Here is a 24,564-nt window from a genome sequence, read left to right on the forward strand (position 1 = left end):
CCAAGCGGTTGAGCACGGCGGCCTCCGACACCGATCGCGGACCGGCTGCGGGGGAGGAGTACCGGGCGTTGGCTCGGCGGGTGATCCGGCAGGTGCTCGATGAGCGGGCCAGTCGGGCGCTGGTCGCCGGGCAGCGGGTGCCCGACCGGGTGGTGGAGGAGACGATCGCCCGGCAGGTGCTGGCCCGGGTGGGCGGGCTCGGCCCGCTGGAGGAGCTGCTGGCCGAGGAGGACATCGAGAACATCAACCTCACCGGTCGGAATGTGTGGGTGCGCTACGCCGACGGCCGCCGCGAACAACGCCCCCCGATCGTCGACACCGCCGAGGAGCTGGTGACTCTGGTGCGCCGGATCGCCGCCGACTCCCCAGCAGGGGAACGCCGTTTCGACCCGGCCGCCCCGATCCTGGACATGGTGCTGCCGGACGGGTCCCGGCTGAACGCGATCCTGGACGTGTCGCACCTGCCGGTGGTGTCGATTCGCCGCCACCGGTACCGCACCACCGGCCTGGGCCAACTCCGCCGCCTGGGAACCCTGGACCCGGTGTCGGTGGATCTGCTGCGGGCGGCGGTGCGCGCACGGCGCAACATCGTGATTACCGGAGGCACCGGTGCTGGCAAAACGACGTTGCTCCGGGCGCTGGCGGCGGAGATTCCTCCCGAGGAGCGCATCGTCACCATCGAGGATGTCCCCGAGTTGGGACTGGAGCGGGATGTGGACGCACATCCGGATGCGGTGGCTCTGCACGCCCGCCCTGCCAACACCGAGGGTCAGGGCGAGGTCACCGTCGCCGACCTGGTGCGGGCGGCGTTGCGGATGTCCCCGGACCGGGTGATCGTCGGCGAGACCCGCGGCAGTGAGACCGTACCGTTGTTGACCGCGATGTCCCAGGGCAACGACGGCTCCCTGACCACGTTGCACGCTCCCGATTCCCAGGGCGCGTTCACCAAGTTCGGTGCGTACGCAGCGCTCGCTGACGGCCTGCCCTTGGAGGCCACGTCGTTGCTGGTCGCGGCTGCGGTGCATCTGGTGGTGCACGTGTCGGCGACCCCGGCGGGGGAACGGAGGGTCACCAGCGTCCGTGAGGTGGTCGGCGCCGACGGGCGCCAGGTGGTTTCCAACGAGATCTACAGCCTCGGTGGCCGGTGCGCGCCGCCGGGTCCGACCACTGCTGCGGCTTTGCAGCAGGCGGGGTTCGATGTGGCGCGGTTGGTCGTCGCGGGTGCGGTCAACGGCTCCCGGAGGGCCGCCCGATGAACCCGCTGGTGTGGGGCGCGGTCGGCGGGCTCCTGCTGGGCGCCGGGGCCGGGCTGCTCGTGTTGGAGGCCGCCCGTCGGCTGGCCGAGCGCCCCCGGCCGGGGGAAGTGCGGGTCGTGGTGACCCGGGAACACGCGCTGCGGCTGCTCGGCGCGATGGCCGGGGGCCTGGTGGTGTGGGGAGTGACCGGGTGGCCGGTCGCCATTGTGCTGGTGGCCGCGGCCGTGTGGTGGCTGCCCGCCGCGCTGGGACCGGACCGGGCACACACCGCGCAGGTGGAGCGCATCGACGCCGTCGCCGGGTGGGTGGAGCAGATCCGGGATTTGATGGCAGGGGCGTCCGGGCTGCACCAGGCCATCATCCACACGGTGCCCACCGCCCCCGCCCCGGTACGCGCCGACGTCGCCCACCTCGCCGAACAACTCCAGAACGGGGCACCGCCGGAGGAGGCACTGCGCGAGTTCGCCCACCGGGTGGACGTACCCACTGCGGACCTGGCCGTCGCCGCATTGTCCAGTGCCGCCACCCGCCAGGCCGCCGACCTGGGACCGCTGCTGGCGAGCCTGGCCACCGCGGCCCGCGACCAGGCCGGAATGCTGGTGCGGGTGGCCGCCACCCGGGCCCGCACCCGCACCTCCGCCCGCATCATCACCGCCACCACCCTCGCCCTCGCCGCGGTGCTCCTGCTGTTGAACCGGGAGTTCTTCGCCCCCTACGACACCCCCACAGGCCAGCTCGTCCTGGCCGTGATCGGCGGGCTGTGGGCGGCGGGGCTGGTGTGGCTGGTGCGGATGTCCCGCGTGGATCTGGGGCCGCGCCTCCTGGCCCCCGACGTGGCTGCTGACGAGGAAGTGGTGACGAGATGAACCCCTTCGTGCTGGCCGGGATCGGCGGAGCCACCGTGGCCGCATCGTTGTGGTGGGTGCTCGCCCCCCGTCTGGCCCGTCCCTCCCTGGCCGAACTCCTCGCCGACCCGCCCCCCGCCCCTACTGGACTCGTGCCCGCCCCGGCGGGGATCGGTGCTCTCGGGGTCCCGGTGCTGGCCGCCCTCGGCCTGCCGGGGGCGCGCACCCGCCACCGTCTGCGGATGTGCGACCGCACCACCCCGGACTACCTCGCCCAGAAAGCCACCATGGCCATGCTGGCCCTCGCCGGGCCGGTGGTGCTGGGCCCGGTACTGGCTTTGATCGGCATCCCCCTCACCCTGCCCCTGCTGGGTTGGCTGCTGTTCGCTCTGGTGTTGTGGACGGCCCCCGACACGGAGTTGCACCGCCACGCGAGACAGCGCTCCGAGCAGATGCGCCACGCCATCACCACCGTCTGCGACCTGGTCGTCATCAGTCTGGCCGGCGGGGCCGGGGTCACCGGGGCGCTCACAGACGCCACCCACGACAGCGACTCCTGGGCCATGCGCCGTCTGCGCGCCGAACTGACCGCCGCCGCCATCCGCCACGACCCCCCGTGGACCGCCCTGGACCAGCTCGGGGACCGCTACGACGTCCCCGCCGCCGCCGAGCTGGCCGCGTCCCTGCGCCTGGCCGGGACCGACGGTGCCCGGGTCCGGACCAGCCTGTCCGCCAAAGCCGCGTCCTTGCGTACGCACCACCTGGCCGAGCTGGAAGCCGACGCCCACGCCGCCACCGAACGCATGAGCCTGCCGGTGGCGGTGCTGTTCGGCGGATTCCTGCTGCTGATCGGCTACCCGGCCGTGTCGTTGATCATGACCACCTTGTAGACCCCCACCGAGGCGCCCATGCACACCCACAAGGAACTCCTCGTCCGCCGCCGTCTCCGCCAGGCCCTGCACCGCCTCCTCACCCCCACCCACGCCGACCCGCGCGAGGACCGGGGATCGTTCCTCACCGAGTACCCGGTGGGCGTCGCCTTGGTCGTGGCGGCCCTGATCATCGTTTTGGGGATCATCGCCAACGGCCTGGAGAACACCGCCAACGCCATCGTGGCCATGCTGCCGGGGTCGCAATGAGCACCCGGACCCGGCGCGATCGTGACGACGGCTATGCCGAGGTGGCTCTGGCCACCCCGCTCATGCTTGTGCTGCTGGGGGCGGTGGTGCAGGTCGCGCTGTACGCCTACGCCTCCCACGTCGCCCAGTCCATCGCCCACCACGGGCTGGCCGCCGCCCGCGCCTGGGAAGCCACCGAGGACGATGGGCGCGCCGGTGCGGAGCAGGCCGCCGCCCAGCTCCAGGGCGACCTGCTCCAGGACCTGGACATCAGCGTGGAACGCACCGAGGCCACCGCCACCGTGCAGATCACCGCTGCTGTGCCCACGTTCCTCCCCGGCCTGGAGTGGCCGGTGGAGCACACCGTGTCCGCCCCCGTGGAACGCCCCGCGCCATGAACACCCGCACCCGTATCTCCCGGCGCGACGAGGGTTCGGCCGCGGTCGAGGTCACCCTGGCCACCCCACTTCTGGTGTTCCTGGCTCTGGCGGGGTTGGCGGCCCACCATCTCATCTCCGCCGCCATGGTCGCCGACTCGGCCGCCCACGCTGCCGCCCGCGCCGCCACCCTGGAGCGCACCGTGCCCGACGCCCAGGCGGCCGCCTCTATCGCTGCCGCCGACGTGGCCACCCAGAACACCACCACCTGTTCCACCCACGAGATGGCCGCCGACCTGCACGGCTTGGGACCCGGGGCCGTGGTGGAGGCCACGGTCACCTGCCAGGTCGACCTCACCGTGATCTTCGGCCTTACTCTGCCGGTGACCGGCAGTGGTACCGCCGTCGTCGACCGCTACCGGGGCGCACCATGAACCTTCACCCCAAGGCAGCAGAGGATCGCGGGACGGCCACCGCGTTTCTCCTGATCGGTGCCCTGGCGCTGCTGCTCTTCCTGGCGTTGGCCATCGACACCGGCTTGGCCCTGGCTCAGAAGAACAGGTCGTTCCATCTGGCCCAGGAGGCGGCCCGGGTGGGTGCTCAGGAGGTCGACCTGGCCACCTACCGGGCCGACGGGAGCATCTCCCTGGATCCTGAGGCGGCGGCCGCGGCCGCCCGGGCCTACCTCGCCGATACCGGTACCGAGGGCGCGGTCACCGTGGACGGCGACACCGTCACCGTCACCACCACGACCGACTTCACGTTCGTGCTCTTCCCCATCGGCACCCACCCGGTGGGCGCCACCGCTACAGCCACACCCCTGACCGACGACGACCTCCCCTCCCCGTGAGGACCCGCCATGGACACCGTTCGCAGGTTCGCCGCCCTGGCCACCACCCTGGTCCTGCTGGCCGGGTTGCCCTGGCTCGCCACCACCCTCACCTGGCCGGTGATCGATCTCTCCCCGCTCACTTGGGAGGTCCACCTGCGCAGCGCACGTCTCCCTCCCGGGGTCGGCACCGCGGTACTCATCCTCGTGCTGTGGACGGTGTGGGCGCTCTATCTGCTGGTGGTGGCCGCCGAACTCCTGACCCGCCTTGGCCACCGCTCCTCCCTTCAGCTGGGACCGTTGCGCCCCCTCCAACTGCTCGCGGCCACCACCCTGGGCGGTCTCGCGCTCTCGCCGCCCGCCGCGAACGCCGTCGCCCCTGCCGCAGCGGTCGCCGCCGAGCTGCCGAAGGAGGAGGTCGATGAGCAGGAGGACGAGACTTCAGAACAGGCGGTTGCGGAGCCGTTCGTGGTGGAACGCTCCCGGGTGGTCGACGCGTTCGGGTACGACTCGGCGACCCTGACCGAGGCGATGGAACAGGATCTCGCCGACACCGCGGTCCTTATCGACGAGCACGGCGCCCCCGAGTTGCCCGTTGTGGTGACCGGGCACACCGACGCCGCAGGCGACCCCGACTACAACCTCCACCTGTCCGAGCGTCGCGCGAGTGCGGTTGCGGACGTGCTGCGTACGCACTTGGGCGAGGATGCGGTGATCGAGGTCCACGGCGAAGGGGCCCGACATCTGCTCGACACCGACGACGATGCCGAGCAACGCCGGGTGGAGATCACCTACAACGTCGTCGTCACTCCGCCTCGCCCCGAACCCCCGCCCGCCGCCGAACCTCCAACAGGGGACGAGAGCACTGCGGAGGAAGTGGCCCCGGGGGTGGGGCTGGCGTTGCCGGGCGGGCTGGTACTGGCCCTGGCCGCCGGCACCGCGGGCATGGTGGGCGGGATGGTGGTCGAACGCCACCGACACCGCCCACCCGCCCCTGCCGGAGAGCTGGAGGAGCCGGGGGAGCCGGAGGCCGACGACCACCACCAGAGCGCACCCGCAGGACGGGAACCTGTGGAGGAAGCCGCGGTCCCCGGCGAGGATGCGACTCCTCCGGACGGTGGCGATGGCCCCGAGTTGGCCATGATCGACCTGGCCGGGGTCCCGGGCGTCGGCATCACCGGCCCCGGTGCCATCGGCGCCGCCCGCAGCCTCTTGGCCCGCGCCCTGGACCACGCTGAGGACGCGCTGACTGTGGTCGTCCCCGAGGCCGATCTGCGCAGCCTGCTCGGCGGCACTGGGCGCCTCCCACAGTTGGGCGAGGACACTCCGGTGATGGTCACCGAGGACGTTGAAGACGCGTTGACGCTGCTGCACCTCCAGGTGCTGGCCCGCCACCGGGCCGCCGACGAACACGACACCGCCGAAGAACAGGAGAGCGCGCTCGCCGAAGGTCCGCAGTTCGTCCTGGTCGCCGACACCGATCCCACTGTGGCCTCCGAGGTGACTTCTCTGCTCACCCACACCGGCGGAGCCCCGCTCAGCGCGGTCCTGCTCGGACCCTGGCCCCACCCCGACGGCCCGACCCTGACCCTGAACAGCGCGGGCACCATCACCGCGGCCGACCCGCCCCTTGACCACGTGGTGGGCCACCGCTGGCCGACCACCACCAGCACCGCCCTGCACCAGGCTCTGGCGACCCACCACGCACCCGCACACGAGACCCCGCCCTACACCGCCGACACGACGGACCCGGACCCCGCACCCGAACCGGTGCAGGAGGACCCCGTATCAGGGCCTCCACCGGCAGACGCCACGCCCGCCGGGGCGGTGTCGGTGACCGTGCTGGGCCGCATCACCCTGGCCGTCCGCGGCCGCCAGGTCCGCCCCCACCGCCGCACCGCCTCCGAGGTACTGGCCTACCTGGCCGCCCACCCGGCCGGGGTGCGCATGGAGGCCGCCGTGGACGCCATGTGGCCTGCGGAGGCCCCGCACCGCGCCATCCGCCGCTGGCACGACGCCTGCACCGCGGTGCGCACCGCCCTGCGCCCCGACCTGGGAGAGGCGGCGACCTCGGTCATCGTGCACGACGGCGGCGACCTCTACCGGCTCAACCCGGATCTGGTGGTCTGCGACCTGTGGCGTGTCGAGGGCCTGCTGGCCGAGGCGACCACCGCGGACACCGCCGATGCCGCGGTCCTGGTCACCAGCGCCGCCGCCATGGCCGACGGCGATTTCGCCGAGGACACCGACTATCTGTGGGCCGAAGGAGTCCGGACACGTATCCGGTCCGAAATGGTCCGGTCCTTGACCACCCATTCCAAAGAGGTCGATCCCCGGCAGGCGATCTCCATGCTCAACCGGGCCCTCAGGATCGACTCGAACGCCTCAGAAGCCGCCCTGGAATTAGAGCGACGGTACGCTGAAAAAGGCGACCAGAAATCCGCCGAACGCGTACGGAACGCTATTTCTTCGGGTTCGGAAAGCGCCGCCGATCGACTCGGGTGAAAAACCTCCGGCCCCTCCGCCCCCTGTGGGGCGGAGGGGATTTCTCGGGTCTGCGTGAGCACCCGCCCTGTGCCGCCCGTCCGGCCCATCGGTGCGCCACCCGCGGCGCCTGTATGACAGGCACCCCCATGCGCACACAAAACCCCAGCTCAGGGCGTTCTCTGGGGTGGTCGGTGGGATGCCCGACAGGTGCCGCAGGCAGCCTCCCTCAAAATCAACGCGGACCCGAGTCGCTGCCCCCGCGTTCCCTGTTCGTCAAATGGCGCCACCATCGACCTATTGTTCACCACGAATTGTCGCCATTCAATGGCATTGCATGATGCAATGCCTTTGCCTTTGCCTTTGCCTTTCTCGGGGTTCCGTTGTTCTCTATGGGCGTGAATTCGCTGCCGGCGGCGCGCCGATAAATGCCGGGCGATTGTGTTTGTGCGAGAGAATTCGGGTATATATCCATTGACCAAGCAAAGCCAATCCCCCCGAGGAGACTCCCGTGTGGTATGGACTCTGGTACGGCGGATACGGATATGCCGTGTCCGACCCGTTCGAAGACGTCGAGAAGTTCCCGAACCTGAACGCCGCGCGCGACGCGTTGCGCGAGCGATTCCGTGACGGCGCGTTCTGGCGCCAGGAATTCGACTTCGTGAACCGCGCCCCGGAAAGCGTCTTCACTCCGGCGGTGAGCGAGAACAGCGAAATTCTGCTGTTCGCCACCCCCGACGGGGGCGCCTACCCGGACCGGCGCGTGTACTTCGGTCCGCGCGGTGGCGTCCACATCGAACGCTGCTGACCCCCAAGGTTCGCGCCGGGGTGCGCGCAATGTGCCCCGGCGCCTCACACCACCGGAATAGGTGACTTTTCATGCGCTGCTATGTTTCGTTCGTCGTGCGCGAGATCCCGCACATGATGACGTCGATGGAATTCGCGCGGTTCGTGTCCGACGTCGAACGCGCCGCGGTTCTCGCGACTCGGGACGTCCGCCACACCACCGGAATCCCGCTCGAAATCGTCCGGACCGAACAGATGATCCACGTGGGTTTGGGCGTCGTCTGGGAATTCGACCACACCCACATCGCGAACGTGCGCGAGGGGCACGTGCGGTTGGTCGCGCTCATGCACGAAACCCTCACCCGGTACACCCGTGCTGTCCACGGTGTCGACCACGTGGACATCCTCGCAATCTACCAAGACGACACCCCCGACACCCCGGAGACCTGAAATGGTGGCGTTCCGTTTCGAGGGGTTCACCGACACCCCCCACACCCTGACCGTGGAACAGCTGGAATACACCCCGTGGGACGGCCAGCGCTGGCGATACGCGCTGTACTGCGGAGAAACACTGATCTTCTCCGGTGACGACATCCGCGGACCTGCCTACGCGACCGAAAACGAGGCAGCGCGCCACCTCATGGGATTTCTGACCCTGCGCCCCGGTGACACCGACGACGAATACTTTGCCGACTACACGCCTGAACAGCGGTTGTGGTGCGAGAAGAACGCCGAATACCTGGCTTCGGTTCTGTACGGAGAGGACGGCGAGGAAATCGCGGACCTGTCCGCCTACCGCGCCGATTGAAACCCCGGGGCGCCGCCACCGGCGGCGCCCCACCCCCGGGGGTGAACAGAGCCCGTAACCACTGCGGGTTGTGTCCACCGACCGGATTCCCGATTCTGTTTCTCCGATTGGACCCGTGATGGATCCTAGAAAGAAAAACCGACGCCGACAGCTCACCCCCGAACAGCGACAGGAACGCCTGCAAGCGGCGTATGACACCCTGTCCGACGCCGTCGAAAAGCTCACCACCGCCGACGGGTGGCAGCAGATGATCACCCGCCGCGCGTGGCTGCGCCGCTACTCGCTCGGGAACCTGCTCATGATCCTTGCCCAGCGCGAGGACGCCACCGACGTGCGGTCCTACAACGACTGGCGTGCGGCCGGACGCCACGTCCGCAAGGGTGAGCGGGGAATCAGGATCCTCGCCCCGTTGCGCTACCGGGAGCGCGACGAGGACGACACCCCGCTCACGAACCCGGGCGGCGCCCCCCGCTACCGGGTGCGCGGTTTCACGGTCGTGTCGGTGTTCGACATCTCCCAGACCGACGGGCCTCCGCTGCCCGAGGACACCCACGGGCCCCGCCTGTTGGACGGTGCGGCCCCGGCGCGGCTGTGGGATGCCATCGCCGACCAGATCACCGGCCGCGGCTACACGATCGAACGCGACACCACCGCCCCCGCGAACGGGTGGGTGCGGTTCGACACCCGCACCGTGCGGGTGTCGGACACCCTCCCGGACGCGCACGCGGTCAAGACCCTGATTCACGAACTGGCGCACATCTGGTGCGAGCACGACACCCGGGACGTCCCTCGGAAGGTCGGCGAGATCGAAGCCGAATCGGTGGCCTGCCTGGTGTGTTCGCTGGTTGGGCTGGACAGCCTGCCCTATTCGGTGCCCTACGTCGCCGGATGGGCCAAGGACGCCGACACCGCCCGCACCACCGCGGAAAGGGTGCTCACCGTCGCCGACGCCATCGCCGACGCCCTGTCCGCCACCGTCGCGATGCCCGCCCCGGACACCGCCCCCGCCTGACCGCCCCGGGTGGGGCCGGATCCGTGTCCGGCCCCACCTCGCCCCCGGGAGGCGCCTGCCATGGCGTTACTCAGCTTCGAAATCTTCGCCACCCCACCCGAGCATGCATCCCTCGACGTGGCCGCGGACCTGTTCACCCTGCGGCTCGCCCATGCCGAACCCTCCGACGCGCTACAGGTGCTGGATTTCGACGTGGTGGCCGCCGACCCGCTGTTGGTCATCGTGACCTGCCTGACCGCCGACGCCGCCAGAGCGACCGACACCGTCGCCAGCTGGCTGGTCGTCGCGCTTGCGCCCGAGTTCGCGTCCGGCTGGCAGATGCACGCCGGACACACCACCGTCCACCACACCGACAACTGAACTGGAACGGAGCCCCTTTCCATGACCGCCGAAACCCTCGCCACCCGTACCGGGCTGGCGTTCACCACCACCCGCGCGACGCTGGCCGACGCCCTGTCCACGGTCGCCGTCGCGGTGCCCGCCCGCCCGCGGGTGCCCGCCCTGTCCGGCGTCCTGCTCACCGGCGACACCGACGGCACCCTCACCGCGACCGGGTTCGACTACAGCACCGCGATCACCGTCACCGTGCCCGACGTGGTCACCACCCCCGGTCGGGCGCTGCTCACCCACGCCGACCTGTCCGGAGTGCTGGCCGCCACCGCCAAGGGCACCCCCAAGAAGCGCGCTGGCCTGTCGCCGGTCACCGTCACCAGCACCGGTGACGCCACGTTGGAAGTGGACGGGTACACGCTGCCCATCGAAGCCCACGACCCTGACGACTTCCCGACGCTGCCCGCCCCGCCCCCCGACACCGCCACCCTGGGCACCACCGGGTTCGTCGCCGAACTGTCCAGGGTCACCCCCGCCGCGGCCAGCCCCGAATGGTGCTTCCCGACCCTGGAGAACGTCCGCATCACCTGCGACCGGGGCAAGCGGATCGACATGATCGCCACCGACCGCTACCGGATCGCATGGGCGACCCTGACCGCCACCCCCGCCCCCGGCGTGGACGCCTACAGCGACGAGGCGGTGTTGGTCAACGCTCGCCTCTTGGACAGGCTCCGCCGATACCTGACCGGCGACACCCTCACCCTCGCTCTCGGGGACGACCTGTGCGGGCTGACCTGCGGGCCGGTGCGGGTGCTCACCCGCGGCTACAGCGAGAGCGAATACCCCAAGAACATGGCGGACCTGGTGCCCGACCGCGCCCCGGTGACCGTCACCGTCGATCGGGGGTCCCTGGCCCGTGCCACCGACCGGGCTCGGGCGATCCTCACCGCCAAGAAGGAGACGGCCACCCCCATCGCGGTCACCATCGCCGACGGTGCGGTGTCCATCGGTCCGGACCTGTCCGGCGCGGTAGCCCCGGACCTGGACGCCACCACCACCGGCCTCGCCGGTGAGCCGGTGCGGCTGCGGTTCCACCCCCGCTACCTGTCCGACGCGTTGGCGTCCTTCACCGGTCGCACCGCCACCGTGCACCTGACCGCACCGACCAAGCCGGTGGTCGTCACGGACGGCGGTGCCACCCCGGACACCGCCGGTTACCGGCACCTGATCATGCCGATCCGGCCCCGGACCTGACCCCACCGGCCCCATCCCCGACTGTGCGATCCGGGCGGCGAACACGTGAACGGTTCACCGTTCGCCGCCCGGTGACCACGGCCGGACACGGCAGGGCCACCACCAGAAAAAGGAAGAGGAGAAAGGAAAACCACATGTTCACGCTGCCTCACACCGGGATGCAGGTGCCCGACACCCGCATCCGGGTTACCAGCCTGAAGGAAGTCGACCTCGGGACCGGGATCGCCTGGTCGGCGGTGGTGCGAGCCGGGAAGACCAAGCTCGGCACCGTCTCCAACAGCGGCCGCGGCGGGCCCACCGACTTCAACGCCACCACCGACGCCGCGCAGCGCCGGACGGCCGCGTTCGTGGCCGCCTGCCGCGACCGCGACGGTGCGCCCATGGACACCGAGAACGTCATGGAGACCCTGACCGAAGAGTACGAGTGGGCGCGCGACATCGCCAAGGCTGAGAAGAAGGGCCGCTACGTGGTCCGCTACGCCGACGAGCACGGCATGCCCGGCCACTACGAGTTCTCGCTGTCCCGCGGCATCACGCCGCCCGACTACGCCCCCGCGCTGAAGGCCACCGTCCGCCTGAAGCTGCCCGAAGGGGCGGTGCGCGCCGACCTGTGGATGGGTCCCGAACTGGGGTGGGTCGAAATCCGCAGGCCCGCCGACACCACCAACGAGTAGCGCCGGTGCGGCTCCACCGTGGGAGATCTCCCGCGACACAGGGGCGGGGCTGACCTGTAGGCGCAGGTCAGCCCCCTACCGCACCACCCACACCCATGCAATCGCATCGCAGAAACGGAGAGATACGGCATGTCCAGCGTAACCGCGCCCACCGTGGGCGCGCCCGTCCGGTCCGACACCGCCGACCGGCTGACGTGGGGGGAGGAGTCGTGAGCACGCGCGGAGCCATCGCCCGACCCACCACCAACGGCAACTGGCGGGGGCGCTACCACCACGGCGACTCCTACCCCACCCGACTCGGCCGGGAGCTGTTCCAGCTCTACCACGACACCTTCGACGGTGACCACGAGGCCATGACCACGGTGTTGATCGGCGACCACCCGGCCGGGTGGTCCACCGTCATCGCCACCTACTTCCCCTGGCCGTTCGACCGGGAGGCGTTCACCCGGGCCGGATACCGGGGCGTGATGTCGGACGAGCAGGGCCTGTACCCGGCGTGCTACTGCCACGGCGAGCGCGACGAGGACGAGCGGACGCTCACCTGCCGCTGCCCCGATGACACCACCGGATGCGGCCCGGAGTCCATCGAGTGGGCCTACGTGATCACCCCGGACGCCTTGCAGGTGTTCTCTGCCCGGCCCTTCGGGGCGCACGGGCTCATCGCCGTCGTGCCGTGGGAACGCGACAGCGCCCCCGACTGGCAGGAAGCCGAAAGTCGGGCCGTCACCGGTGAGATCCCCGAGGACCTGACCCTCTGACCGCCCGCACCCCTGGGTCCCGCGGTGGGAGATCTCCCACCGCGGGGGCGGGGCTGACCTGTAGGCGCAGGTCAGCACCCGACCCCCACCCCCACACAATCGCATCGCAGACAAGGAGAGACACGGCATGTCCAGCGCACCCGCGCCCATCGCGGGCGCATCCGTGCAGCCCGGCACCCACCAGGTGATGGTGTGGCTGTGCCCCGTGGGCCAGCTCGCGCACTTGATCCCGCTGCCGCCCGGTACCGCCCGTGAGTTGGCGGCCCAGCTCAACGCCGCGGCCGACCTCGCCGAGCGGCTGTCCCGGGGGGAGGGGGAGAAGTGAGCACGCGCGGAGCCATCGCCGTCCCCACCGACACCGGATGGCGGGGGCGCTACCACCACTTCGATTCCCGCCCCGCCCAGCTCGGTCACGAACTGTTGCACCTCTACCACCGCACGTTCGACGGTGACCACGAGGCCATGGCCCGGGTGCTGATCGATGACCACCCGGCCGGGTGGGCCAACCTCATCGCCCTCTACTTTCCCTGGCCGGTCGATCAGGAGGAGTTCGCCCGGGTCGGATACGAGGGCGTGATGTCGGACGTCTGGGGCCGCTTCCCAGAGTGCTACTGCCACGGCCAGCACAACGAGGCCACCGACGAGGCCGAGCAGACGCTCACCTGCCGCTGCCCGGACCCCGACACCGACTGCGGCCCGGAGTTCATCGAGTGGGCCTACGTGATCACCCCGCAGGCTCTGCGGGTGTTCTCCTCCCGGCCCTTCGGGGTGCATCGGCTCATCGCCCTCGTGCCCTGGCAGCGCGATAACGCCCCCGACTGGCAGGCCGCGGAGGTCCGCGCCATCACCGGCGAGATCCCCGAGGACCTCACCCTCTGATCCACCCACACCCCCGGGGGCCGCCCCCGAGCAGGGGCGGCCCCCGTCTTTTCGGAGGTCACCTCCCATGGCCACCCATGACCCCAATGTCCTGGCCCACCGCATCGCCGACGCTGTCGATGCCGCCTGGCATCGTGCCCACGGCACCGGCCACCTGGACATCCCCCTCTCAACCGTCGCCGCCCTGTCCCTGCTCACCGTGCCCGCACCCGACCGCCTCATACTGGTCCGCGCCTTGACCCGCGCCGACCGGGAAACCGTGCTCGGGATCGTGGCCGAGCAGTGGCGGTTGTTCGTCAACGCCCGCCCCGACCTCGCCACACCGGTGTTCCCGCTGATGAACGTCTGGCACGGCGACACCCCCGTTCCCGAACAGGCCCAGCAGGGCGCCCACGAGGCGGTGCGGGCCGCCCTCACCGCGGGGCTGTTCGACCTGACCGGCGAGGCCGATCGCCGCTACGACGTGGACGTGTTCGGGGTGCTGCTCACCGTCATGAAGAGCCGCACCGCCAAGGCCGCACACGGGGCGTTCTACACCCCCACCCACATCGCCGACCTGCTCGCCCACCTGACCCTGGCCGAGCCCGGTCCGGTGCCGAGCGTCCACGAACCCGCGATCGGCACCGGCGGGCTGTGGCGCGCCGCCGCACAGGCCCTGCGCGACCACGGCCACGACCCGACCCGCGTGCTGTGGGTGGGCGCCGACATCGACCCGCTGGCGATCGCCTGCGCCGCCGTCAACAGCGTGTTGTGGGGGCTCGGCCCGCGGGTGCTGCTCACCGTCGGCGACACCCTCACCGACGACGTCATCACCCGCGCCCACGCCCAACGCGACGAGGCGTTGCACCTGGCCCGCGAGGTCCGTAAGGCCCGCCGCCTGTTCGCCGCCCTGGACACCCTCACCCACCCCACCCGAAAGAAGGACACCTGATGATCGCCTTGCCGCACACCGGTATCCGCGTCCCCACCACCACCGTGCACGTCCTGGCCGTCCACCAGACCGGGCAGGGCTGCGATGCCCTCCAGATCGCCCCCGTCCACGAAGGCCGCACCCTGCTCGGCTACGCCGTCAACACCGGTGGGGACACCCGGTTCGTCGCCGTCGACCGCCGGGGCGCGTTCATGGTGTGGTCGTTCATCGAGCAGACGAAGATCTTCACCGACCCGGCGTTGAGCGACGCCGACGTGCTCGACCACCTCATTGCCGAACACGACTGGTCCCGGGCGGCGCGCGAGGCCCACACCAAGCGGTGCTACCTGGTGCGGATCCTGAACAGTGACCGGCTCCCGCAGAGCGCCGAGCTGGTCGACCTCGCCGTTCCCTACCCCGACTTCGAGGCGGCGGCCCGGGTTTTGCGTACGCAGCCGCTTCCCGAAGGGGCGGTGCGGATGGAGCTGTGGACCGGCACCATGTGGGAGGTCGTCCACGACCGGCCCACCACCAGGGAGGGCGGATGATCGGCCTGCCGCACACCGGCATGGGCGTCCCCCGTGCCGGTGTGCGCATCACCCAGGTGGAGGACCTCACCACCTTGGTCGACGGCCCCGCCTGGCGCGCCCGCCTCCACGACGGGCCCACCCTGCTCGGATACCTCCTGCAAGACGGCTCAGGAGCCACGGTGTTCGAGCCCGAGGATCCGTCCGCGCGCCGGACCATGGCCGAGTTCACCGCCGGATGCCGCCTGCCGTGGGACCAGGAGAACACCGAGCCGTTGGCGGAGTTCGTCCACGACCTGCTCAAGACCGAACACGACCAAGCCGATGCCGTTGCCGCCGCCCACCGCAGGGGCCACTACCTCATCCGGGCCGCACCGCTGGGGTTCGAGATGTACGACGGCCCGATGATGCTCCCGCTCACCGTGCCCGACGGGGTGTTCCCCGACTACCGGAGCGCTTATGAGGCGGCCCTGCGGGTGGAGCTTCCACCTCGGGTGTTCCGTGCCGAGCTGTGGATGGGCCAGGCCCGGGGGTGGGTGCGGATCCGCCCCGAACCGGGCGTTCATTAAGCGCTACGACCGAACGGGGCCGGGGAGCCTCCCCAGCCCGGATCGTGCGCATGAAGAAGGGCCGGGGGTGACCCCCGGCCCTCGCGGTGTGACCTGCGACCAAGCAAAGCCAAAACCGCTACGTCGAGAATAACCCGATGGCGTACTCGGGTCACCCCCACCGATAGGCGATGTAGCGACCCAGGAACCGGGCCAGGGCGATCGTGCTCACGCAACCCCAGACCAGGGCGGCGAGCCACACCAGCGAGCGGAGGTCGATCTCCCACCTCCAGGACCATGCAACCAGCAGGAGAACTTCGAGGGCAGCGTCATCACAGGTCTCCCGTGGATGAGGGGCGGACGGCGCCCATGAACCGGGGGGTGTAGAACGGGCCGTCCACGGGTTCCACACGGACGGTCTGTCCGCTGGAGGGGGCGTTGGCCATCTGGCCGTCGCCGACGTACATGGTCACGTGGGTGGGCGGGTCCCCGGGGGCGTAGGGGCGGGTGTCGTAGAACAGCAGGTCCCCGGGCTGGAGCCGGTCCAGGGGTACGCGGGTTCCGGCGTTGAACTGGTCGGTGGTCACCCTCGGGATGGCCACCCCGGCGGCCTCCCACGCGCGCATGGTCAGCCCGGAGCAGTCGAACCCGTCCGGCCCCGTCCCGCCCCACACATACGGTTTGCCGACCTGGTCCAGCGCCCACTGAGCCGCGGTGCGTCCGGCCTCGCTGCCCGGACCGCCGCCGATGCCGGTGCCGGGGTGGGCGGCGGTGTAGGCGTCGATCTCGGCCAGGACGTCGTCCACATACCAATCCGCGTGGTTGTAGCGGAACAGGCCGTCTTCGAGGTCCTCGCGGTCGGTGAAGTCCACCTGCTGGTCGGGGTGGCTGGCGCACAGCTCCACCGCCGTCGCCGCCACCGAGTCGAACACGTTGTGCGGGTCCGCTCGCCCGTCGCCGTTGCCGTCGACACCGTAGTCGTCCCAGTTCGCCGGGAGGTGTTGGGTCACCCCGACCGCGGCGTCATAGACGGTATCCCCGTCCCACACACCGCCATCGGTGTCGTAGTGGGGGGTGAGGTTGCCGCCCACACCGCTGCCGTCCAGGACGGGTCCGACCACGGGCGGGTCGGTGTCCCCGGTGGGGGAGATCGTGCTCCCGGCCGCGTGGTCGGATTCGACCGCGCCGATGCCGGCGAGGATCTGCCAGCGCATCCCGGTGCACTGCGGGTACTCGGCGTCCAGAGCGCGGGCCCCTGCGAGATAGGCGTCCAGCAGTACCGGATGGATGCCGTCCACCTGATCGGGTGCGGCCCCTCGGTGGGGGTCCTCCACCAGGGCGCCGAGCAGGGACACGGCCAGGCCGATCGTGAGTGGGACAGCGATGAGCGCGCACCCGCAGCCGAGCGGGTTACCCATCACCGTCCTCCTCCCACCCCGGGAGGGGCGGCTGCACCACCGCCTCCCCGGGGGTCAGCTCCGAGAGCCGGAATCGCTGCCCGCTGGGGTCGTTGAACAGCGCCCACACGGCATCGGCGGGATGGGACCCGTGGACCGCCGTCGCGGCGGCCACGGGCGCGCGGGGGATGCGGGTGCGCAGGTTCCGCTCCCTGGCGGTGGTGGGCACCCACAAAAGGACCACGCCGCGGTGACTGGTCACTCGCCGCAGCTCGGCGTACGCATCCAGCTTCTCGGCCAGACGGCGCAGGGGTTCGGCGCCAGTGTCGTACTCCAGGTAGAAGGAGGTGGTGCGGCCGTCCTCGGTCCAGGTTCCGGCGGCGTCGGGGCGCACGATGTCCCCCCACCGGGCCTCGCACTCGGCGGCGGTCTGCCACCGCAGCCGGGTGGTGTGGCGGCGGGTGTGGGCGGCCAAGGCCACGAACACGTCATTGGTGCCGACGGTGTGGTTGAGGCTGGCCCGGTAGGCCAACGCGAGAGCGCGGTCGCGCCGGTATCCCAGCTCCCGCACCGTGGTCCCCTGGCGGGCGGCGAGGAGTTCGGCGCCGGGGGCGTCGAGCACGTAGTGCCAGGGCGCGGAACCGGTGGGGGTCCAGGGCCGGAACCGGTCCAGTGCCCGCAGCCGGTACAGGGACGCCAGGCGCTGTTTGGCGGTGCTGTAGGAGTCGAAGAACAGCGCGGCGAGCTGGTGGGTGGTGAAGGTGCGGTGCTCCCAGACCAGGCGCATGATCTCCACGTCCCGCGGGGTGACCCTGCGGATGAGGTGCCGCAGGACGTCGGGGGAGGAGCGGGGGCGGGGGAGCGGACGGTGGTCGGGGCGGGGACGGGTGGTGCGCACAGCGTGCTCCTTCGGACGGTTTTCACTGGTGGACGTGGACGCGGGCTGTTTTGCGCACGGCGGTGGCCCGCCCTTTGATCGGGGGCGGGAGGGGGCGGGTGCGCAGGGTGAACGCGGGGGTGAGGGCACCGTGGTGGACCAGCCGGGCCCCGGCCTGGAACGCGGCCAGGTGCGACAGGTCGTGCTCGCCCAGATGGGGCCGCACGTGGCGGGCCAGCACCCGGGCGTCCTCGGGGGAGACATCGAAGAAGACCTTGTTGCGGGCGTTGGCAGAGATGGCCTCCCGCAGGTCCCGGGGCAGCTGGGCCAGATCCTGGTGAGCGAGCACCATCCCGGCCCCATAAGCGCGCGCCTCGGCGAGCATGTCCCCGATCCCGTAGGGCAGGGTCAGGAAGTTCTGGCATTCGTCCAGGTAGATCGCCAGGTCGGCGCGGTCGGATTCGGCCTGCCGGGCCCTGGCCAGGACCGCGTTCCACACCTGCGAGAGCAGCAGCGACCCCAGCAGCGAGGAGGTGTCCTCGCCCAGGACGCCTTTGGGCAGGCGGGCGATGACCACCCCGCTGTTGTCCAGGTGGGCGCGCAGGTCCAAGCCGCGGTCGGTGGCCGCCAGCAGATCCCGCGCGAACCCCCGCAGCAACACCGAGCGGAGTTTGTTCATCAGGGGGGCGATGGCGTGCGACCGGGCCGGACCGGACTGCTCATCGAACCACTGCCAGAAACCCTGGAGGACCGGGTCGGTGACCTGGGCGACGGTACGTGCCCGGAACGAGGCGTTCTCCAGCAGGCGGGGGATGTTGGCGAGCCCGGCGTCGGGGGTCCCGGCCAGGGTCAGGCAGGCCGAGCGCAGGATGTCCTCGGTCCTTGGCCCCCAGGAGTCGGCGAAGATCCGCTTGAAGATCCCCGTGATGGTGTCCGCACTGCGCCCCTGGTCGTTGACGGCGAGCGGGTTCAACGCCGGTGGGGGAGCGTTGTCGTCGGGGTCGATGAGCACGACCCGCTCGATCGCCTCCTCGGGCATCCGCGACAGCAGCAGGGTGGACTCGCCCTTGGGTTCGATGAACACCACCCCGCGCCCCTTGGCGATGTCGTCCAGGGCCATGTTCAGCAGCAGCGAGGTCTTACCGGTACCGGTGCCGCCGATGATGTGGGTGTGGTGGCGGGCGTCGGCGGCGCGCTGGCCGATCACCCGGCCGGGTCCGGCATCGGAGGTGCCCAGCACCCGCGCATCGGGGTCATCGCCCGCCAAACCGGGCGGTGGGGGAACCGGTTTGGCGGGTGCGCGCTCCAGCCCCGGAACGGCCTCGTCCAGCGGCAGGTGTGCCACGGCGGCCAGCTCGGCGACCGAGAGCAGGTCCCCGCGGCGCAGGAACCTGAGTTCGGCGAGGCGGTCGGCCACCAGGGGGGTGCGGCGGCGCCGGTAGTGGTTGTAGGCGCTGAACGCACTGAACGCCCCGGTGATCGCGTGGATGCGGCCCCTGCGCCGCTGATGTTCGCTCGGACTGCTGCCCGGGGTGGTGACCAGGTGGCGGACCACCGTTTCCAGGCGAGGGCGCACGCTCTTGGCCAAAATGGCGCGGATCTCCCCGGACACCTCCGGGCGCAGCGCCGCCCACCCGGCCGCGCCGCGTCCGCCACCGGGGGTGAGGGTGTCGAACACCCGCGAGGTCACGCTGTGGGAGGACCGCAGGTTTGCGGCCGCCTGATTGGCCCGATGCAGGCGCACCCCGGTGACCGGGCGGGCGATGACCTGCACCAGGATCGTCTCCCCCTCGGCGGGGGAGGCCGCGGCGCCGATCAGCCCCCGCAGAGGATCCTCTTCGTGGGAGGTGGCCAGGGGGTAGTGGTCGGGGCGGGCCAGCCGCAGCATCCCACCCCGCCCCACACCCGTGAAGGACGCGGCATCGGCGGGGGAGGTGGTGGTCGACGCGCCGGGCCAGGTGGCCTCCACCGCCCGGCTCACCATCCGGGGCGGCAGACCGCCGGGCACCCACACCCGGATGCGCAGCCCGGCCTGGTCGATGACGTACTCCCACGCCACCTGTGGCTGCCCGAACAGCGCCCGTTTCCAGGCGGGGCGCAGCAGGCCGAGCATCTGCGTCCAGAACGCTTCTGCGTGGTGGATCTCCGCAGTCGGCGGGGGCAGGATCTCCACCACCTGCGCCCCGTGCGCCCAGTGGCGGTGGCGCACCCACACCAGACACCGCTTGCTGGCGATCAGGCCCGCCCACACCACCGGCACCCACCACCAGGGCAGCACCGCGGCGCCGACGATCCCGGCCAGGGTGGTGAACACACCGAGCACCCCGTCCAGGTCGGAGAGCACGCTCACAGCCACTCCTCCTCGTCCTCCTCCAAGCCCGGGCCCGTGGGCGCGGGCGTGTGCTCGGCGGAGAGTTCGGCGGGGTTGGTGGTGACCAGGGCGTGTTCGGTGTCGCTGGCCACCACCCGGTAGGCCACCCGCAGATCCGAACCGCTGCACAGCAGCGCATCCCCGGGGGAGGCGGTGAGCAGGTACTGCTTCTCCCCGTCGGACAGGGAGAACGCTTCGGCGACCCGGTCGATGGCCTGGGGAGCCTGCCGCATCAGAATCTGGGTGCCGGCGTTGGCGATGATCGCCTGCCCCAGGTCGCTGCCGAGCACATCGGCGGCGTCCTGAGTGGCGACGGTCAACCCGGCCCACCTTTTCCGAGCGGCCTTGGCCAGCCGGAAGAGGAACCTCGCCCCTTCGGGCTCCTGCATGAGGGTCCAGGCCTCGTCCACCAGGATCAGCCGCGGGTGGGTGGGGGTGGCCTCGGCCACGGTCCGCCAGATCGAATCCAGCGCCAGCACGGTGCCCACAGCTTTCAGCTCGTCGGGAAGCCGGCGCAGGCTCCACGACACCAGGTGTCCCTCCGGGCGGCGGGTGGTCGGCGCGCTGAACAGCTCCGCATAGGACCCGGTGACGAACGGCGCGAGCTGAACAGCCAGATCCTGGGCGTGCTCGTCGGGGACCTCGGCCAGGGTGGCTGCCAGGTCCTTCAGCAGCGGCGCGGGACGGGACCAAGTGGTCTCATCGGCGGTGATCCCGGCGGCCCGGTAGGTGGCCACCACCGCCCGATCCAGCGCCGCCCTCTGCCGTGCGGGCAGGGCCCCGCCGAGCATCACCCCGAGCAGGGTGTGCAGGAACAGCGCCCGCCTGCTGACGGCATCGCGCCGTGCACCGCTGTCCACGGCGAGGTCGAGCGGGTTGAGATGGACACCCGGTGAGCCGAGACGGATGACGGTACCGCCCACGGCCTTCGTGAGGCGGGTGTACTCGTCCTCCGGGTCGATGACGGCGGCGGTGACCCCCGCATACAGGGACCGCAGCAGGTCCACCTTGCAGAAGTAGGACTTGCCCGCACCGCTACGGGCCAGGACGACCGAGTTGTAGTTGTCCTGGCTCCACCGGTCCCACACCACCACCCCTGAGGAGGAGGCGTTGAGGCCGTAGAGGATCGCCCGCTCGCTGGTCTGCACCGCCAGATCCGGGGACGCGAACGGGTAGGCGGCGGCCAGGGCGGGGGTGTCCATGGCACGCCGCTGCTCCAGCAGATCCACCCCCACCGGCAGCGAGGACACCCAGCCCTGGAGCTGGCGGTAGGAAGCGGGGCGAAGGTCCACCAGCATCGAGGAACACAAAGTCCTGATGTGGTCGGTCTCCTCGGCCAGCTCCTCCTCGGTACGGGCGTGCACCACCAGGTAGAGCCCGACCCGGAAGAGCTTTCCTTCGCCCCTGGCCAGGGAAGCGGCCATCTCCCGGGCGTCCTCGGCGGCGACCTCCGCCTCGAAATCCTCCAGCTTGCCCTTCTCCGCCATGGTTCGGGAGGAGGCCTCCAGGCGGGACATCTGTCGGCGCAGCCGGTCGGCGGCGGTCTGGGCGGGGATCGGTTCGATGTGCAGCGACACGTCCAGCCGTCCCGGGTAGGTGAGCAGCGGCTCCAGCCATGCCTCGCCGACTTCGGCCGGGTACCCGGTCACCGCCCATGCCGCGCTGACCCCGGAACCGACACGGATATGGCGTACTCCGACCTCGACTTCGGCGTCCACCGGGCCAGGGCCGCGCTTTGAGCGGGTGGCGGCAGTGCTCTCATCCTTCTTCTTCCACGCGAACATCAGCCCTCTTCACCTCCTCCTGTGGGTCCGGTGATCACCGCATCCGTAGGCGCCAGCGCTTCGGGCGGGCCGTGGCGGCCAGCGGGGTCGGCGGCCGAGACCAACACCGCGTGCACCTCCGGTCCGGTGAGCAGACGTGCCAGGGTCCCGGCGGCGGCCAGCACCCGCACCGCGTCCTCGGCACGCCGCCGCACGGTCGCCGCCGCCCGAGAGATGTCACCGGCATCGCGCACCACCACCAGCACCTGCCGCCGCAGCAGGGACTGCGAACGGGCGAGCGCGGCCAAGTGGTCGGCGTGGTCCCGCGCGGCAGCCTCCAGCGCCGGATGCGGCAACCCCGGCGCCGCCTGATCAAGCGAGTCCACCAAAGGGTCCAGGCGAATGGACTCGGCGCGGATCACGATCTGCACCGGGGCGGTGAGGGAGTTGAGGAAGGAGGCGAACCCGGACACGAGCCCGGCCTGCTCGGCGGGGGTGCGCAGGGAGAAACTCACCGTCGTGCAGGCCACCACGGCGGCGCAGCCATGTTCGCCCAGGTCCACCACACCGTCATCACCGATCGCGTGGACCGGCAGATCCCACGGGGACGGGAGCCGCGGCGTGTCGGCACGAACCCACGACGGCACAGGCAACGCCCCTGCGATGCCGCTGGCCCGGCGTTTAGGGGAACGGGCGAAGCGCACTGCGGCGAGCAGCAGCCGGTCCAGGCTCAGCCCGTCCCTTTGCACCAGAGCGGCGGCGGTCGCCGCGCCCATCACCGGGACGGCGGCCACGGCGATCGCCAGCGGATGCACCAGATGGCCGAGGCCCTGGTAGAGGGCCCACAGCAGGATGCCCGGGGCGCCGATGATGACCAGCTGTCGGGCGGTGAGCCCGGCCAGGATCTTGTCTTCGCGTTCTATGTCGGCGGGCATGCGCACACGCGCCATTACGACCTCCTCGGGCGGTTCGGGGACGGGGGATCGAACAGGGCAGGCTGGACCGGGCGCCTGCGGGGCGGCGGCAGGCGGCGGGCCTGCGGCAGCGGCTCTTGCCGCGGCACCGGCTCACGCCACTGCGGCAACGCGTCCTGCCGCCAGTGCGTGGGTCGGGGCGGGGACAGCGGGGGCTGGAAGTAGCGGCGCCGCTCCCGTAAACGGGCCTGAGCGCGGCGGTCGATCTGCCGGTCAATCCCCGGTAGCGGATCTTGTCGGTAGGGGAGGTTGCCGTCGAAGTTCGGTAGCTCCGGCTGCACCCACACCCGGGCACGTCGCGGGGCTGGTGCCGGGGGCGCGGGGACGGTCGCCGCACGCCCCGAGGCCGAGGCGGCCCGGGTGGCCTTCGCCGCCCGTGCCGTGGCGAGGGCCTTGCCGATGTTGCGGAAGATCAGCAGGGCGGCCACGGTCTTGACCGCGCGGACCACGGGGGAGGATTGCAGGTTGAACACCTGCTTGAACGCCCAGAACGGGATGCGTACCAGGACGTACAGGCACACGATGAGCAGCAGGACATCGAGGATGTTCCCGACCGCTTGGGCCAGGTCGCCCAGGGCGCTCTCGCGCCCCAGGAACACGGTGACCATGATCCGCAGCACCAGCGCCTGGCCGACCTGGATCGCCAGCAGCGCGGCCATGGACCGCCACCACATGCGGGCGAGACCGTCGGTCTGGGGCAGGGCGTGGCAGGCCAGCGCGAGCGGGGCCACCGCGGTCAGCAGCCACCACAGCAGGATCCGCAGCAGCAGCGCGAGCACGAAGAAGAACCACAACAGCGACGCGACGAGCATCAGCAGCACGATGGTCAGCAGCTCGCCGACGGGGTCGCCCAGGATCCGTCCCACACTGGACGAGAGGTTCTCCACGGTCGCGGCCCCGTCCATCATGTTCACCGAGATGCCGTTGCCCAGCTCCCGCATCAGGTCGGTGAGCAGGTAGGAGGCGTTGGCGCCGACGAACCCCAACACCAGGCGGGGAAGGATCTCTTTCAGGGCGGTGGAGGTCTGGACGGTCTGGTAGCTCATCACCAGCACCCCGGCGGCGACCACCGCGAGCACGTACAGCGCGTTCGCCACCGTCTGGGAGGTCTCCCACGCCTGCCGGATCCCGTCGGTGGGCGGGGGAGTGAACAGGGCGGGCAGCACCGCCAGGGTCAGGGCGGTGTTGATCAGGTCGGCGATCAGCCCGACCACCCACAGGTACACCCCGACGGTGATCCGGCAGGAGTAGTCGACCAGCCCGCACTCCTCGGGATCGGTGGGCGGAGGATCAGAAGGGGGCGCCACCTCCACCGGCACCACGGCGGCGTGCGCCGGGACGGCAGTGCTCGCCAGCACCACCAGGACCACGAGGACGGGCACACCGGCCCGGAGCGGGGTCACGACAGCCCCACGAATCCCCGCAGGATCTCCACCAGGATCGGGGCCAGGACCGCGACCAAGTAGCCCAGCGCGCTGTACTTCAGGGTGTCCTTGGCCTTGTTGACCTCGCCGGGGTCGCCGCCGGCCAGCAGGTAACGCAACCCGCCGACGGTGAGCAGCAGGGTCGCGAACGCCACCAGAAGGCCGACGATCCAGTTGCGGATGTTGGTGATGACGGTGTCCAGATCGGTGACACCGGGGTCGGTCTCCTGCGCCCACCCCGCCGACGCCAGGGCGATGAGCAGAGCGGCGGCGAGCAGGGGCGTGGCCGCTGCACGGGCCAGCGCACGGGCGGGGGTTCGAGGACGTGTCGGCACCAGAGCACCTCCCAAAAAGGGGTGGCGG

At 71.0% G+C, this 24,564-nt stretch carries 28 protein-coding genes; 21 read left to right on the forward strand and 7 right to left on the reverse strand.

What is annotated here, in order from left to right; all coding sequences use genetic code 11:
- Nucleotides 1-8 precede the first annotated feature (8 nt).
- The 21 genes from ABZ249_RS23155 to ABZ249_RS23255 all read left to right on the forward strand — a co-directional run bounded on the left by ABZ249_RS23155 (nucleotide 9) and on the right by ABZ249_RS23255 (nucleotide 15,416).
- The gene (locus ABZ249_RS23155) at nucleotides 9-1,256 is read left to right on the forward strand and encodes an ATPase, T2SS/T4P/T4SS family (RefSeq protein ID WP_221319753.1); all 1,248 of its coding nucleotides are present in this window, start codon (nucleotides 9-11) and stop codon (nucleotides 1,254-1,256) included.
- The gene (locus ABZ249_RS23160) at nucleotides 1,253-2,122 is read left to right on the forward strand and encodes a type II secretion system F family protein (RefSeq protein ID WP_017567538.1); all 870 of its coding nucleotides are present in this window, start codon (nucleotides 1,253-1,255) and stop codon (nucleotides 2,120-2,122) included. Before ABZ249_RS23155 ends, ABZ249_RS23160 begins: the two co-directional genes overlap by 4 nt.
- Nucleotides 2,119-2,991, forward strand: coding sequence for a type II secretion system F family protein (locus tag ABZ249_RS23165; protein ID WP_355266467.1), 873 nt, complete (start codon nucleotides 2,119-2,121; stop codon nucleotides 2,989-2,991). The genes ABZ249_RS23160 and ABZ249_RS23165 overlap by 4 nt, the downstream gene beginning before the upstream one ends.
- An 18-nt stretch (nucleotides 2,992-3,009) precedes the next feature.
- A complete protein-coding gene (locus ABZ249_RS23170) occupies nucleotides 3,010-3,240 on the forward strand; it encodes a hypothetical protein (protein WP_017567536.1) in 231 nt (76 codons plus the stop codon).
- Complete coding sequence (locus tag ABZ249_RS23175; protein WP_017567535.1) at nucleotides 3,237-3,617, forward strand: TadE/TadG family type IV pilus assembly protein; 381 nt, start codon at nucleotides 3,237-3,239, stop codon at nucleotides 3,615-3,617. The genes ABZ249_RS23170 and ABZ249_RS23175 overlap by 4 nt, the downstream gene beginning before the upstream one ends.
- Nucleotides 3,614-4,030, forward strand: coding sequence for a TadE/TadG family type IV pilus assembly protein (locus tag ABZ249_RS23180; protein WP_017567534.1), 417 nt, complete (start codon nucleotides 3,614-3,616; stop codon nucleotides 4,028-4,030). The genes ABZ249_RS23175 and ABZ249_RS23180 overlap by 4 nt, the downstream gene beginning before the upstream one ends.
- The gene (locus ABZ249_RS23185) at nucleotides 4,027-4,446 is read left to right on the forward strand and encodes a pilus assembly protein TadG-related protein (RefSeq protein WP_017567533.1); all 420 of its coding nucleotides are present in this window, start codon (nucleotides 4,027-4,029) and stop codon (nucleotides 4,444-4,446) included. The genes ABZ249_RS23180 and ABZ249_RS23185 overlap by 4 nt, the downstream gene beginning before the upstream one ends.
- A 9-nt stretch (nucleotides 4,447-4,455) precedes the next feature.
- Nucleotides 4,456-6,930: an OmpA family protein gene (locus ABZ249_RS23190; protein ID WP_355266472.1), complete on the forward strand. Its 2,475-nt coding sequence runs from the start codon at nucleotides 4,456-4,458 to the stop codon at nucleotides 6,928-6,930.
- 529 nt (nucleotides 6,931-7,459) lie between these two features.
- Nucleotides 7,460-7,717 carry a hypothetical protein gene (locus ABZ249_RS23195; protein WP_017567532.1) on the forward strand — a complete coding sequence of 86 codons (258 nt, stop codon included), beginning with the start codon at nucleotides 7,460-7,462 and terminating at the stop codon, nucleotides 7,715-7,717.
- Between the two features lie 71 nt (nucleotides 7,718-7,788).
- Nucleotides 7,789-8,145, forward strand: a complete 357-nt coding sequence (locus ABZ249_RS23200; RefSeq protein WP_017567531.1) for a hypothetical protein — start codon at nucleotides 7,789-7,791, stop codon at nucleotides 8,143-8,145.
- Between the two features lie 52 nt (nucleotides 8,146-8,197).
- On the forward strand, nucleotides 8,198-8,503 hold the full coding sequence (locus tag ABZ249_RS23205; RefSeq protein ID WP_312893938.1) for a hypothetical protein: 306 nt from the start codon (nucleotides 8,198-8,200) through the stop codon (nucleotides 8,501-8,503).
- Between the two features lie 118 nt (nucleotides 8,504-8,621).
- Nucleotides 8,622-9,515, forward strand: a complete 894-nt coding sequence (locus ABZ249_RS23210; RefSeq protein ID WP_355266477.1) for an ArdC family protein — start codon at nucleotides 8,622-8,624, stop codon at nucleotides 9,513-9,515.
- A gap of 60 nt (nucleotides 9,516-9,575) precedes the next feature.
- Nucleotides 9,576-9,875, forward strand: coding sequence for a hypothetical protein (locus ABZ249_RS23215; protein ID WP_017567528.1), 300 nt, complete (start codon nucleotides 9,576-9,578; stop codon nucleotides 9,873-9,875).
- Between the two features lie 21 nt (nucleotides 9,876-9,896).
- Complete coding sequence (locus tag ABZ249_RS23220) at nucleotides 9,897-11,099, forward strand: DNA polymerase III subunit beta (RefSeq protein WP_017567527.1); 1,203 nt, start codon at nucleotides 9,897-9,899, stop codon at nucleotides 11,097-11,099.
- A 134-nt stretch (nucleotides 11,100-11,233) separates the two neighbouring features.
- Nucleotides 11,234-11,773, forward strand: a complete 540-nt coding sequence (locus ABZ249_RS23225; RefSeq protein WP_017567526.1) for a hypothetical protein — start codon at nucleotides 11,234-11,236, stop codon at nucleotides 11,771-11,773.
- A gap of 209 nt (nucleotides 11,774-11,982) precedes the next feature.
- Nucleotides 11,983-12,531 carry a hypothetical protein gene (locus tag ABZ249_RS23230; RefSeq protein ID WP_017567525.1) on the forward strand — a complete coding sequence of 183 codons (549 nt, stop codon included), beginning with the start codon at nucleotides 11,983-11,985 and terminating at the stop codon, nucleotides 12,529-12,531.
- 127 nt (nucleotides 12,532-12,658) lie between these two features.
- Nucleotides 12,659-12,856: a hypothetical protein gene (locus ABZ249_RS23235; RefSeq protein ID WP_017567524.1), complete on the forward strand. Its 198-nt coding sequence runs from the start codon at nucleotides 12,659-12,661 to the stop codon at nucleotides 12,854-12,856.
- Nucleotides 12,853-13,410 (forward strand): hypothetical protein, encoded by a 558-nt coding sequence (locus ABZ249_RS23240; RefSeq protein WP_017567523.1) that lies wholly within the window; start codon nucleotides 12,853-12,855, stop codon nucleotides 13,408-13,410. The genes ABZ249_RS23235 and ABZ249_RS23240 overlap by 4 nt, the downstream gene beginning before the upstream one ends.
- 67 nt (nucleotides 13,411-13,477) lie before the next feature.
- A complete protein-coding gene (locus ABZ249_RS23245) occupies nucleotides 13,478-14,341 on the forward strand; it encodes an N-6 DNA methylase (protein WP_017567522.1) in 864 nt (287 codons plus the stop codon).
- Nucleotides 14,341-14,868 carry a hypothetical protein gene (locus tag ABZ249_RS23250; protein ID WP_017567521.1) on the forward strand — a complete coding sequence of 176 codons (528 nt, stop codon included), beginning with the start codon at nucleotides 14,341-14,343 and terminating at the stop codon, nucleotides 14,866-14,868. Before ABZ249_RS23245 ends, ABZ249_RS23250 begins: the two co-directional genes overlap by 1 nt.
- Nucleotides 14,865-15,416, forward strand: coding sequence for a hypothetical protein (locus tag ABZ249_RS23255; RefSeq protein WP_017567520.1), 552 nt, complete (start codon nucleotides 14,865-14,867; stop codon nucleotides 15,414-15,416). The genes ABZ249_RS23250 and ABZ249_RS23255 overlap by 4 nt, the downstream gene beginning before the upstream one ends.
- Before the next feature lie 311 nt (nucleotides 15,417-15,727).
- Here ABZ249_RS23255 and ABZ249_RS23260 read toward each other — a convergent pair whose 3' ends face one another.
- From ABZ249_RS23260 to ABZ249_RS23290, 7 genes are all read right to left on the reverse strand, one after another.
- A complete protein-coding gene (locus ABZ249_RS23260) occupies nucleotides 15,728-16,813 on the reverse strand; it encodes a bifunctional lytic transglycosylase/C40 family peptidase (protein WP_355266485.1) in 1,086 nt (361 codons plus the stop codon).
- Nucleotides 16,806-17,690 carry a replication-relaxation family protein gene (locus ABZ249_RS23265; protein ID WP_017567517.1) on the reverse strand — a complete coding sequence of 295 codons (885 nt, stop codon included), beginning with the start codon at nucleotides 17,688-17,690 and terminating at the stop codon, nucleotides 16,806-16,808. The genes ABZ249_RS23260 and ABZ249_RS23265 overlap by 8 nt, the downstream gene beginning before the upstream one ends.
- A 22-nt stretch (nucleotides 17,691-17,712) precedes the next feature.
- The gene (locus tag ABZ249_RS23270; RefSeq protein WP_184366656.1) at nucleotides 17,713-20,019 is read right to left on the reverse strand and encodes a type IV secretion system DNA-binding domain-containing protein; all 2,307 of its coding nucleotides are present in this window, start codon (nucleotides 20,017-20,019) and stop codon (nucleotides 17,713-17,715) included.
- Entirely contained in the window at nucleotides 20,016-21,758 is a 1,743-nt protein-coding gene (locus ABZ249_RS23275; RefSeq protein ID WP_355266489.1) for a DUF87 domain-containing protein, read from the reverse strand. Before ABZ249_RS23275 ends, ABZ249_RS23270 begins: the two co-directional genes overlap by 4 nt.
- Before the next feature lie 65 nt (nucleotides 21,759-21,823).
- Nucleotides 21,824-22,753: a PrgI family protein gene (locus tag ABZ249_RS23280; protein ID WP_017567514.1), complete on the reverse strand. Its 930-nt coding sequence runs from the start codon at nucleotides 22,751-22,753 to the stop codon at nucleotides 21,824-21,826.
- Nucleotides 22,753-24,180 carry a hypothetical protein gene (locus tag ABZ249_RS23285; protein WP_026115253.1) on the reverse strand — a complete coding sequence of 476 codons (1,428 nt, stop codon included), beginning with the start codon at nucleotides 24,178-24,180 and terminating at the stop codon, nucleotides 22,753-22,755. The genes ABZ249_RS23280 and ABZ249_RS23285 overlap by 1 nt, the downstream gene beginning before the upstream one ends.
- On the reverse strand, nucleotides 24,177-24,536 hold the full coding sequence (locus ABZ249_RS23290; protein ID WP_184366658.1) for a pilin: 360 nt from the start codon (nucleotides 24,534-24,536) through the stop codon (nucleotides 24,177-24,179). Before ABZ249_RS23290 ends, ABZ249_RS23285 begins: the two co-directional genes overlap by 4 nt.
- Nucleotides 24,537-24,564: the final 28 nt, after the last annotated feature.

Source organism: Nocardiopsis sp. NPDC006139, assembly GCF_040614155.1.
Taxonomy (GTDB): domain Bacteria; phylum Actinomycetota; class Actinomycetes; order Streptosporangiales; family Streptosporangiaceae; genus Nocardiopsis; species Nocardiopsis changdeensis.